General features: G+C 58.2%; 15 protein-coding genes. 7 read left to right on the top strand and 8 right to left on the bottom strand.

The window, feature by feature from the left end; translation table 11 throughout:
* The first annotated feature begins 108 nt into the window (after positions 1 to 108).
* The gene (locus tag LI953_RS14715; protein ID WP_255643197.1) at positions 109 to 522 is read left to right on the top strand and encodes a replication/maintenance protein RepL; all 414 of its coding nucleotides are present in this window, start codon (positions 109 to 111) and stop codon (positions 520 to 522) included.
* Positions 523 to 602: 80 nt separating this feature from the next.
* Here LI953_RS14715 and LI953_RS14710 read toward each other — a convergent pair whose 3' ends face one another.
* From LI953_RS14710 to LI953_RS14685, 6 genes are all read right to left on the bottom strand, one after another.
* Positions 603 to 821 (bottom strand): chromosome partitioning protein ParB, encoded by a 219-nt coding sequence (locus tag LI953_RS14710; protein WP_227076852.1) that lies wholly within the window; start codon positions 819 to 821, stop codon positions 603 to 605.
* A gap of 20 nt (positions 822 to 841) precedes the next feature.
* Positions 842 to 1,471 carry a ParA family partition ATPase gene (gene parA, locus LI953_RS14705; RefSeq protein ID WP_227076851.1) on the bottom strand — a complete coding sequence of 210 codons (630 nt, stop codon included), beginning with the start codon at positions 1,469 to 1,471 and terminating at the stop codon, positions 842 to 844.
* A 79-nt stretch (positions 1,472 to 1,550) separates the two neighbouring features.
* Positions 1,551 to 1,721: a hypothetical protein gene (locus LI953_RS14700; RefSeq protein WP_227076850.1), complete on the bottom strand. Its 171-nt coding sequence runs from the start codon at positions 1,719 to 1,721 to the stop codon at positions 1,551 to 1,553.
* A gap of 10 nt (positions 1,722 to 1,731) precedes the next feature.
* Complete coding sequence (locus LI953_RS14695) at positions 1,732 to 2,139, bottom strand: hypothetical protein (RefSeq protein ID WP_227076849.1); 408 nt, start codon at positions 2,137 to 2,139, stop codon at positions 1,732 to 1,734.
* Positions 2,139 to 4,094 carry a relaxase/mobilization nuclease domain-containing protein gene (locus tag LI953_RS15640; protein ID WP_227076848.1) on the bottom strand — a complete coding sequence of 652 codons (1,956 nt, stop codon included), beginning with the start codon at positions 4,092 to 4,094 and terminating at the stop codon, positions 2,139 to 2,141. Before LI953_RS15640 ends, LI953_RS14695 begins: the two co-directional genes overlap by 1 nt.
* Positions 4,091 to 4,372: a plasmid mobilization protein gene (locus tag LI953_RS14685; protein ID WP_227076847.1), complete on the bottom strand. Its 282-nt coding sequence runs from the start codon at positions 4,370 to 4,372 to the stop codon at positions 4,091 to 4,093. Before LI953_RS14685 ends, LI953_RS15640 begins: the two co-directional genes overlap by 4 nt.
* A gap of 265 nt (positions 4,373 to 4,637) precedes the next feature.
* On the opposite strand from LI953_RS14685, the gene LI953_RS14680 reads away from it, so the two are divergent.
* From LI953_RS14680 to LI953_RS14655, 6 genes are read left to right on the top strand one after another with little or no spacing between them, the layout of a single operon-like run.
* Positions 4,638 to 4,991, top strand: coding sequence for a hypothetical protein (locus LI953_RS14680; RefSeq protein WP_227076846.1), 354 nt, complete (start codon positions 4,638 to 4,640; stop codon positions 4,989 to 4,991).
* A 4-nt stretch (positions 4,992 to 4,995) separates the two neighbouring features.
* On the top strand, positions 4,996 to 6,780 hold the full coding sequence (locus tag LI953_RS14675; protein WP_227076845.1) for a type IV secretion system DNA-binding domain-containing protein: 1,785 nt from the start codon (positions 4,996 to 4,998) through the stop codon (positions 6,778 to 6,780).
* Positions 6,777 to 7,859, top strand: coding sequence for an AAA family ATPase (locus LI953_RS15635; RefSeq protein WP_227076844.1), 1,083 nt, complete (start codon positions 6,777 to 6,779; stop codon positions 7,857 to 7,859). The genes LI953_RS14675 and LI953_RS15635 overlap by 4 nt, the downstream gene beginning before the upstream one ends.
* Positions 7,853 to 8,185 carry a hypothetical protein gene (locus tag LI953_RS14665; protein WP_227076843.1) on the top strand — a complete coding sequence of 111 codons (333 nt, stop codon included), beginning with the start codon at positions 7,853 to 7,855 and terminating at the stop codon, positions 8,183 to 8,185. Before LI953_RS15635 ends, LI953_RS14665 begins: the two co-directional genes overlap by 7 nt.
* A 41-nt stretch (positions 8,186 to 8,226) precedes the next feature.
* Complete coding sequence (locus LI953_RS14660; protein WP_227076842.1) at positions 8,227 to 9,018, top strand: hypothetical protein; 792 nt, start codon at positions 8,227 to 8,229, stop codon at positions 9,016 to 9,018.
* 11 nt (positions 9,019 to 9,029) lie between these two features.
* Positions 9,030 to 9,440: a hypothetical protein gene (locus LI953_RS14655; RefSeq protein ID WP_227076841.1), complete on the top strand. Its 411-nt coding sequence runs from the start codon at positions 9,030 to 9,032 to the stop codon at positions 9,438 to 9,440.
* Positions 9,441 to 9,528: 88 nt separating this feature from the next.
* On the opposite strand, the gene LI953_RS14650 is transcribed toward LI953_RS14655, so the two are convergent.
* Complete coding sequence (locus tag LI953_RS14650) at positions 9,529 to 9,801, bottom strand: type II toxin-antitoxin system RelE/ParE family toxin (RefSeq protein WP_227076840.1); 273 nt, start codon at positions 9,799 to 9,801, stop codon at positions 9,529 to 9,531.
* Positions 9,785 to 10,009 carry a DUF6290 family protein gene (locus tag LI953_RS14645; RefSeq protein WP_227076839.1) on the bottom strand — a complete coding sequence of 75 codons (225 nt, stop codon included), beginning with the start codon at positions 10,007 to 10,009 and terminating at the stop codon, positions 9,785 to 9,787. The genes LI953_RS14650 and LI953_RS14645 overlap by 17 nt, the downstream gene beginning before the upstream one ends.
* Positions 10,010 to 11,008 lie beyond the last annotated feature (999 nt).

Raw genomic sequence — 11,008 nt, 5'->3', positions numbered from 1 at the left:
CTAACCACGATGCCGACCGGAACATGGGTCCAAGTCGAGCGGGCCGCTATGGAGCGATGGGCAAGATTCAACGTGGACAACCCCCGCGCCGGGTCTCTGTTGATGACGATGATCGCCAACATGGGGCGGCATAACGCCCTTGTAGCCTCTCAAAAGACACTGGCGGGGCTGGCTGGTTGCTCGCTGGCGACACTCAAGCGAAGCCTCACTGCGCTCCGGGCGGGTAAATGGATTGATGTTAAGCAGATCGGGCCGACCGGCACCGCACAGGCGTACATAATCAACGATCAAGTCGCCTGGATGGGAAGCCGCGAAGGCATCCGCTATTCGATGTTCTCGGCCAATGTCGTTGTCTCTGACCGTGAGCAGCCCGACCACGGCCTAACAGAGCAGCAGCCGCTAGAGCGGCTGCCGTCGCTGTTTAGGGGAGAACGGCAACTGCCAACCGGCCCCGGCGAAGACCCACCATCACAACCGTTTTTTGAGGGTCTAGAACCTGATTTGCCAGCCCGGCAAAAGTAACCACAACAAAAAGGCAGCTTAGAAGCTGCCTTTTTGTTTATGCGCTTAAACTCAAAAGACTATTTTGAGTTTATACTCATTCACTTAACAAGCCCGGCGACATACTCAGACAGCAACTCCTTGATGCTCCGCCCCTGCTCCGCCGCGTACACCTTCAGCTTGCGGTGAACCTCCGCCGTCACATCAAAGTTAATCCGCTTCATCTGCGGTGTGTCGGCCATGCTGGCGAGGTTAGCCGCCTTGGCAGTGCTGCGGGCGCTGGGACGGCCCGCCATGAGAGTATTTGTTGATTTACTCATTTGTTCATTACCTCTTTTACTTAAACCAACATGCCTTTAACCTCGGCCGCCAGGGCCTGAATTTCTTGTGCGGCGTCTCCATTCGGCTCCGTGTCCAGCACCGTCACGCCAACCGCCGCGGTGCCTGGGTAGCTCACGCGCTGGGTAATACGGGCTTGCAGGATGGGCAGGCCGTAGCCGTTCAGGGCTTCCGTAACCTCCGCCCCTATGCGGGTGCCCTTGATCGCACGAGACACCACAAAGGCAGCTTGCAGCTTGCCGTCCGTCACCTCGATGCGCTGCTTAACCAGGTCAACCAGGTCTGACGCCGCCCAAATGTCATAGGGTGAGGGCTGCACCGGAATCAGCACAATATCCGCCGCCTTAATGGCCGATATGGCGAGGTCTGCGGCCTGCGGTGCGCCGTCGATCACCACAAAGTCCTTGCGGGCTATGTTCTTCAAGTCCCGCTCGATGGTGGGCCGGTCAATGCCCACAACGGTTAGGGGCTGGTCCTCACGTACCGCCGCCCAGTCTCGGGCGCTCCCCTGCGGGTCGCTGTCCACTAGCAGCACGTCCGCCCCAGCGATTTGCAAAGCCCGCGCTAGGTGGGTGGCAATGGTTGTTTTCCCGCTGCCGCCCTTCTGATTCAAAACCGCTATAACCTTCATTTGAGCCTCTACATAAATGAGTGTGGCAGCTTATGAAGCTATACTCATTTTATGCAAATGAGTATATAAGGTTTGCGCCTCAGTACCAACCGCGCCGCCGGTTCATTGCCGCCAGCACCCCTACAACCACGACGCCAAGGGCTATATCCTCCGGCAAGGAAAGCTGGCGCATGATCTTCCAAATTACCCCGTAAACGATCCCCTTAACGATCGTCCCGGCAATGAGGTGAACTAATCCGTAGTGATGCATTTTCACCCTTTCACTGTTTCCCTTGCCACGCCTTAAGCTCTTCCTCGTAGGCATCACAGAACCCGATGGCCCGCGTTCCCTCTCGGGTCACATAGCGGCGCTTCTGATAGTTCGCCTCGAAAATGGTTAGGTCTTTGTGCTGCGGGCGGCAAAAGACGGTCAGCGTCCAGGGGGCCGCCTCGCTCGCTTTCGCTATGGTTCCATCTGCCTCCACAGCCTCGCCGGTCATGTCGCCCAAGGTCCAGATCGCGCCAGGGCACCGGGCACAAAGGCACGGCACGTCAGCGCCCAGGTGCTTCACCGCCGCCTCTACAACCGCGCTCCGGTACTCGACCGGCGGCGCGCTGACCGGTTCATCGTCTGTGTGTGCTTCATCCGGCGAGAATGAAAACCCGGCTTCTTCGTCGCCACCACTCATCAACCCCTCCACAAGCGGCTAACACCGCGCTTCTGTTTCTGCTGTTGCTGCTGCTTCTGTTGTTCCCTCTCACGGGCAACAACCGCCTGCGCGGTCGGCCTCCTGGCCTCCGGCGTCTGAGCCTGTTTCTGTCCTTTGTCCGGCCTAATCGCCTGCCGCTGCTCGGCCTTGCGCTGCTCATAGCGGGCCTGCATCTGCCGGTCCTCAAACTTGGCATATATTCCACGATCTGCGGCAATGTCGGCCACGCGCTCCTTAAACGCGCGGCTGCCGTCAACCCGCACATTACCGCCGCGCTTCTCCGCCTGTAAGCCAATAGCGAGCGCCACGGCGCGGTCATCAGCCTTCCGCGCCCCCACGAGCTTAATCTTGTCGCCCTTGTCGATAACCGCCGCTTTGCCGTCTATCTTGTATTCGGTGCCACCCAGGAACCAGCGCCGCCGCCATTCAACGCCATGCGTTACGCCTTCATTCCGCGCCGGAGCCTGCCGGTCGGTTGCTTCAAGCTTTTGCCGTACCGGCTCACTTGTGCGCTGCTGAGTATAGTGCCACCCTTTCATCTGTGCCTGGGCAGCCTTGTCCCCTTGGTTGGCTTGCTGCTCAACCCAAGTTCGCCATTCTGGCGGGCGGACTGCGGCACGCTGTTGCGTGATGCTCTCCCGGAATTGATCCCGGCGCTCTATGGCCCGGAAAGCTGCCACACTTTGCGCCACGGCCCGCGCCTCGCTGCCTTTTTTAGTGGTCGCTCGTATCCATTCACGTTCGCCCTTCAAGTCGGCACGGATTTGAGCATAACCCCGGCTGATTGCCTCCTTAGACGGGCCTGGGTGTGTCTTGGCCCATTCCCGCTTTGTCTCCTGATAGCGCCCCCATAGCGCCTCCCGTGCCTGCTTTCTTTCCTCTGCGCGGCGCTCTCGTTCTGCCGTCGCTGCCGGGTCATCCCGGCGCGATGGCGCGGGCTTTTCGGCCTGCTGCTTTTCCGCCCCGGCTGCTTGTGCCTGGGCCTCTTTGTTGGCTGTACGTTGCTCGTACTGAGGCTCTCGCTGCGGTGAATAGGTCTGCTCCGCCACATCACGAACCCCGACGCTCCAATCTCCAAGCCGGTCGAGCCGTGCCCTGTTCTCCTTACCGCTGAACACCCCTCGCAAGGCATCGCTTGCCTTGGTGTGCTGCTCCCCGTCCGTGATGGTGTAACCGCCCTTTTCCGCCTTGCGGATTTCCAGACCATGCCGTCCAAGGGAATATTGCACATCGGCCCATGTCGCCCGCTCGTCCTTCAATATTTGGCGGAGTTCTTTCTCTACGCCGGATGATTTCACGTACCCTGTAAGACTTTCGCTGTAGCTGTGCGCCTCCATCCGCGCCGCCTTCTCTGGCAAGCGGTCGGATTTCTGTTGCTCACGCTCTACTTGCGGGGTTTTCACTGCCCGGCGTTGCTGAGCATCCCACTTCATCAAGCCAGAGTCTTCTTTCCACCCCTGCGCCGCTTCGATTTCTCGCGCTGCCTTATGCAAGCTCCGCTCGGACCATTCAGGTGAAACCGTCCGCATGGTTTCCGGGTCAACCCGGTTAATCAGAATATGCAAATGATCGTTGTCCGTCTCACGGTGCAGCGTGGCAACCCATTGGTGCCCGCTCATATCCCGCCCGTCTTTATCGCGGAGATTATCAAGTACGGTGGCAACGGCTTCACGCTGTTGCTGTTCAGTCGGATGCTCGCCCTGCTGCCAGGACAAGACAATGTGCAAGGCAGGGTCTTTACAGCGTGGCGCACCATGGGCCACGGCCTCCATTTCCACCGCCGCCGAGCGCGAATCAAGAACACAATCTGCCGTCATGGTTGGGCCACGTTCGGCGCGCTCCTTTTCGATGTACTCCGTCACCCGCTTAAATACCGCGCCACCGGTAGCTCGTTTCCCCCTACCGCTATTATTCGAGATAATGACGGGTATCACGTCGCAATCCTCACCGCCGCCTCGCGTAGCTCGGTCAGAGCAGCCCGCAAATCGTCGGGGTTGCCTTGGCCGATAGTGGCAAGGTGTTTCACCAAACCACCGAGGCGGCGAAGTTCCGCGAGGGTCTGTGCATCAGTCAGAGCGAGGGGGGCAACCACCTTTCGCCCAAGAACCCGCCGCCGTACATATTCGCTGACTGTCAAGCCCGCGACTTCCGCCGCCGCCTCAAGCTCCGCCCGCTCGGTAGGAGCGAGACGAACACGCATGGTTTCGGTCAACTGTTCTGTGCGGCGCGGTCTCGGCAATGTCCATCCTCTGGCGTCAAACTGGGGTCTCGGGGGCTTGCCCCTGAGCAGGCACGGCTAGGCTATCTGCGGAGCGCCCCGTCAGGGGTGCGGAGTAGATAGCCGGTGGACCGCGAAGCTCCGAAGGAGTTTCGTGGTACAAGCCGCATCCTGTCCTATTCATATATACTCTAAAAATCCGTAGCGTAACAAGAAACATCGTGATAGAGAAAGCCACAAACAACCTGGAGTAAAAGGCATGGCGAAGAACACAACTTCACAACTGACGGCGGAAACCGTTCAAGAAATCGGAAACGCCTTAGACCGTCTGGAAGAAAAGCCGCGCCCCCTGTCTGTTCGCGAAGCCGTGGTTTTGCTCAAGCCAAAAATAGCCGCGCTGCGCGCGAGAGGTTATTCATTCGATGAAATCGCGGCGGAACTGACCCGTCACGGGTTAAAGATCACTGGTGGGTCGGTGAAGGTTTACACTGGCAGCGGCGGGGCAAAGAAAACAATCCGTAAGTCGCGCACCGACAAGCCCGCCACTCCCGCGCCGGAAGCCGCGCCGGGCAGCGCCGTGAACAACAAAGAAAACGCGGCGCAAACGGAGTAAGATCATGCTGCAAGTCCAGAACCAGAATAGCCATGCCGTTTATCGTGTGGCCATGGGCTTCACGATTATCTATTCTGCACTCTTGGCCGCTGGCTTTTGGTTCGGCGGGTTGCGGGATGAGTCTGTTAATCAATTCATCACGCAATGTATGGCCGCTTCTCTCGTGGTCAATGTCGGCCTGCCTGCATTGGCAGGGCTTGCAAAAAACGTCATGGCGAGGCGTCTGATATTTCATCGTGCCATTGGTCTAGTCGTCGTACTCGGCATCATTAATTGGGCCGGGCTTTATTACGGCGTTGAGTACCTGTACCAAAACGGTTTGCCCGGCTGGTTGGCCTGGATTGGTGCCATAGCCATCAGCGGTATAGTAACGCTAGCTGTAACATTTTTTACGCTAGGTGGAACGCCATCAGAAAACAAAAAAGTTGATTTGCCTAAGCATATCGGCGCGCTACGCGAAAATGAGGTTTTTATAAGGGGCGCTCAGGTTTTGCCACCTGATCCAAATGAAGTGCCCGTGCCAGGACAGCTTTCTATCGGTGGAATCCCGATTGACTGGCGGAGTGAGGTTTACTCAATCATGATGTGCGGCGCAGTCGGCTCCGGCAAGTCACAAATCATACAGGGATTTTTAAGGGAAATCAGGAAGCGCTCTAATGCCCGCGCTATCATACTTGATAACAACGGCGGATATTATAGCCGTTTCTGCCAGCCCGGCGACGTTCTACTTAATCCCCTGGATGTCACCCGCACCGTGAACTGGTCGCCATTCGCAGAGATAAAAACACAAGCTGATTATAAACGTCTGGCAGCAGGGTTTATCCCGATGGCCGAAGGGACGGGCGCGCAGTGGTCAGAATTTGGCCGCGATTTGCTGGCGGATACGCTACGGGCAATGAATGAAAGCGGAGAAAAAAACCCTCAAAAATTGTACCGGATTTTGACGGGGCCACAGGACAAACTGACAAACTATCTTGCCGATGCCGGATTGCTCGGTTGGACCAGCCCGCACGGTCAGGAAATGATGGCGGGATGTAAGGGAACGATTAAACCGTACATCGCTATATTTGAGAAGCTGAAAGAGGATGGAAATTTCTCTGTTCAGGATTGGGTTAAAAATGGCGACGGCGGAGAGGGATGGCTGTTCGTAACATACCGCGAGGCCGACAAAGAATTTATGCGGCAATTCGTGGCCGCAGTGGCCGACTGTGCTGTAGTTGAAGGTCTAAACCTCTCAACATGCGAGGGGTTGCCAGAGGCAGAGCATCGCCGGTTGTTCTATATGCTTGATGAGCTAGACAGTATCGGCAACATCTCGAAACTTGTTGATGGCTTCGCTAGAGGCCGGAAACTCGGATGCTCGTTTGTCGTCGGTATCCAGTTAGAGGCGCAGCTTCGGCTTGTATACGGCAAAGAGGTCGCAAAAATAATCAAAGGTAACGTCGCCACTCGTGCCGTTCTGCGCCAGGAAGATGGCGAGACGGCCTTAGAGATGCAGCAAATGCTAGGCGAGCAGGACATAGAACGCCACATAGTATCGTTTTCGGAAACTACCGGAAACTCACGCCCCGGTCTATTCTCTGCCGGTCATGTTCATAATTCGACAGGTAAAACCGCCACCGGACAAATCCAGCCCGTCACCCGCCCCTGTATCCTGGCGAGTGAATTGCAGGCCATGGAACGCCTGCATGGCGTGTTGATGAGGGGCGATAAGCCACACAATCCGTTCAAGCTGGAAGTGGTGCCGATGCCAGTAATAACCCCGCCCTTCGTGGAGGCAGCGCAGTGAAGAATAGGGTAATAAATCTTGCCGTCATGGTAATTGGCGGGCTGTTCGCAATTCAAATTGCAATCTGGATTCTTGGCTCGCTGGTTCCCGATTTATGGTGGATTTTACTGCTGGCAGATGGCGGCTTTATCACATGGCGGCTTGTGGAGGTGTGGCCGCAAATCACCACGCAAAAGCAGGGGGGAACGCCGGAAGCGGTCAATAATCCGCCACCTGTCCACACCACGCCCATGCCCTTCATCACAGTGCCCTCGCACGCGCCAAAGGCAACAGGAAAGCAAGCCATCGCGGAATTGGAAGCCATGACGGGGCTGGGCAACGTTAAAGAGGAAATTAACAAGCTCATTGCCAGAATATCCCTGGAAAAGCGCCGCCGCGAGCAAGGATTGCAAGTCTCACCCATGAGCCTCCACATGGTTTTCACCGGCCCGCCGGGCGTGGGAAAAACAGTGGTGGCCCGGACGCTCGGGGCCATCTACCGCGATTTGGGGGTGCTGAAAAAAGGCCACGTTGTCGAAACTGACCGCGCCGGACTGGTGGCGTCGTATGTCGGCCAGACGGCCCCCAAGACCAAGGATAAGGTCACGGAAGCCTTAGACGGCATCCTGTTTATTGATGAGGCGTACACCCTCACCGGGGGCAAGGGCGGTCATGATTTCGGCCAGGAGGCCATAGATACGCTGCTCAAGGAAATGGAGGATAAGCGGGACAGGCTCGTCGTGGTGGTCGCTGGCTACCCGGCGGAAATGCGGTCCTTCATCAATTCAAACCCCGGCCTAGCGTCCCGTTTCACAAAAACCATTGAGTTTCAGGCTTACAGCCCGCCGGAACTTATCGAGATTTTTCAAGGGATGCTCACCAAGGAAGATTTGCGCCTCGCCCAGGATTGGCCGGAAGCGGATCTCCAGGGCTGGTTCTCGTCCCGTGTTCGTGACCCGTCTTTTGGCAATGCCAGGTCCGCCCGGACGCTGGTTGAACGGGTCCGCGAAGCCCAGGCCACCCGGCTTTCCGCCGACATGGGGGCCGATCTGCAAACCATTACCGCCGATGACGTGAAAGGGGCCATGGCGTCATGCTGAGCAAGGATTTTACGGACCATCTTCGCGCCGCTCACCGGGCGCTCTGGCGGCAAGATACCCCATACCGGCTGGCAGTTCTCGCCGCCCCTGTTATCGTGGCTTTTGCGGCCTTTCATGCCCTGCCCAGCGGCAAAAACGCCCATCCGGTCTCCGCCGGTCCTCCGATCTCGGCGTCCATCGTCAACCCTTTCCCAAACGCTGACGCGCCGCCATCTGCGGCGCAAAAGCCATCCGCCCCGGCGCCGATTCTCAAGATCGCGCCTAACTCGGCGCTCCCTGCCAGCACCGCCCCGGCGGCTGGCTATCAATCCCCGTTCAGTCAGTGAGGTCTTACCCTATGCGTTTGAGTGCCATCTCCGTCCTAGCCGTGCTGGCCGCTGCTCCGGCCTTGGCTCAAACCGCCACCCCCTCGCCAGATGCCATCCTTTGGGGGTCGGCATCCAAGGGCGCGGCGGGCGAGCTGCAACTCTATCTCGGCCAGTATCCTACCGGCCAATACGCGGCCCAAGCCAAAGCGGCCTTGGCCGCTCTCAATGCTGCGCCGGCGGCTGGTGGCAAAGCGCCGGCCAACATCGCCGCCCCTGCCACTGCTACCAGCGCCGCCACCACGCCCGCAAACTTCAAGCCGGGCTGGCTGGTGGAGGTCCGCGCCATCCACCAGCAGCCGGACCAGCAAACCGGGCAAGTTACTGTCACCAGCCCATGGGTGCCGGACCCCGTGCCTCTGTCGATCACACCGCTACAAGGGCCAGATTTCGATGTTGCCAAGCTAGCGGCGGCAAACCCCGGCGCGGGAAGCCTGCCAGCTATTGCTGGATCGGCTAAATTGTTGGTCCAACAGGCCGGGCAATGGGGCATTGGAACCGATATAAAATGGACCAAACTAGGCCCCTGTACGGTGACAGTGAAGGTTCAGGGTAACCAGGTCATCAACAGCACCACCAACCAAGCAAATTATGCGCCCGGTGACGGCAATTCTTCGTATTCTGCCGCCGTCGCCCTCACCCCCGGCACGTATGACGTAGCTTGGACCTTGGTTTGCCAGCCCAACAGCACCTTGCCCGGCCAGGACGCGGCGCTGTCCATTCTCGTAGCCCCGCCGGGCGAGGCATTGGCCGCGCCTACGCCCGGTGAGTTCGTTTATCAGCCAACCAAATAAAGGAGCTTTCAATGCAGAACGAAACTCACGCCGAGTACGTCCCCGCCCCCATTCCACCCGCACCGGAAAAGGTCACAAAGCTGGATAAGCTATTGTGCGCCGCGCTCGGTGGGCACCCTGTCGGGACGTATTATCCCTACGGGACCAAAATGGAGACGGCCAAGCGTTGGCAGGTGGATTATGTGCCCCTCTGGGCACTGCCGCCATACAATCTTGCCCCGCTGGGGCCAAAGCCAATATCCATGAAGTTCAAGGCGGAAGCTGTATTGGATGAAAACTTGTTGCCCGCTCTGGCCAAGGAAGTACGCCGCACGCATCGCCGCCTTGGCTACAAGGTTGCTCGGGTCAGCATCGGCGCGATTTCGGGTGGCGATGGTGGGGCCGCGCCACTGGCTCCGATTTGGGAGCGGCAGGGCTTCTAAGCGGGACTCATCAATCGAACCTATCTGGATTTGAAAAAAGACAGGGGCCGCTTGCATATTCGGCAAGCGGCCCCTGTCTCGTCTGCGATTAGCGCCTATAAACTTCGCGGCGGTTGCCGATTCTGACAACGAGGATGCGCAAAGCGCCGTCCTCGATGCTGGCGATAATCCGCCAATCGCCTACGCGGTACTTCCAAAAATCACCCAGCTTGGAACCTTTGAGGGCTTCGCCAATACTGCGAGGGTTGTCGAGCGCGGCAACCCGGCCATGGAGAAAGGCAAGGATGCGGCGGGCGGTCTGCTGGTCGATTTTGTCAAGTTCACGCTCGGCAGCAGGGTCTAACTCAATCTTCCAGGCCATACCGCTTCATCACATCTTCGAGCGGAACGGCCCTAGTTTTACCTGCCCGCAGGTCGATCAGGCGTTGTTCAGCAAGGTATAAATCTTCGAGATCGTCCAGATGCTCCATGATCGCTTCACGAACATAGAAGCTCTTAGCCCGGCCCGTGGCCTGCGCCAGTGCATCAAGGCGGCTCTCGATTTCGGGGGGTAAGCGGACAGCAAGCACGGTAAAACTCCTTTCTGTCATACATGTATAACAGAAATTCGCCGCTCCGGCAAAGTTTTTTGCCGTGAAAACCCGTTCATGCCGCCAGAAGCCCCACAGATGGCCGCACACGCCCCTTTGAGCAAATAGGTTTCCCTATCCCCATGCCTCTAAGCAGGGCCTCCTGCCAAACAACGCCCCTTGTTCGACCCCGCGCGGAGGGCGAGGGGCGAAAGCGAAGCGTGACGCCCCTCGTCCCGACACCTTCAGGACGGCAAGGCGCGCAGCGTAGGGCAAGGGCGGCCCGTAGGGCCGGGAGCGGAGCCACCCGGAGCCACGCGCAGCCCGAAGGGCGAGCATGGCGAGGATGGCGAGCACCCACCCCTTGCCCGGAGTGAGCACCTTGGCAAATGGTTTCCCCCGCACCCCCTTCCTTGATTTCGGCGCTTCGCGCGGCCCGTGGATATGTGGACGATGCGCTGCGCGCACCGGGCGGCTCGCTTCGCTCGGGGGTGGAAAACCCCATGGACGGTCCTTCCGGTCGCTTCGCTCCCTGCCGGGACCGCCCACATGGTTTCCCACCCCTGCCCGCCCTTCGACCACATACCCACCGGCCCAACATCAAAAAGGCGATTTTATCGCAAGAGAGGACGCTCTCGGGGGCTACGCCCCCTGCCGCTTGGCACCCCCTAAGATCATAAGAAGGAGAAGGAAAAATTTTGTTTTTTTTCAGTGTGTTGATAGGGGGGGGTAGCTCACCAGCTATGAGCTAGGGGTAGCTCACCAGCTATGAGCTAGGTTCGGAGAAAATTCGACCAAGCTGTGATTGAATTTTGATCAAAAATGATCGTATTTATATAATGCGATGATTCGCCGTTTGGGCACGCCTGTGAATGGATTTCTTTCATTTTTGGTCAATATTTGATCGCGCTGTGAGCTAGGGGTAGCTCAAATTCGTGCGTTTCCGGAAACGCAAACGGCTGTGAGGGGTAAATGTCGGGACACGAACGCCAGCTAGGT

The sequence above is a fragment of the Acidocella sp. KAb 2-4 genome (genome assembly GCF_020567705.1).
Lineage (GTDB): Bacteria > Pseudomonadota > Alphaproteobacteria > Acetobacterales > Acetobacteraceae > Acidocella.
The sequence above is the reverse complement of the archived record's forward strand: the minus strand, read 5'-3'. Positions and strand labels throughout refer to the sequence as shown.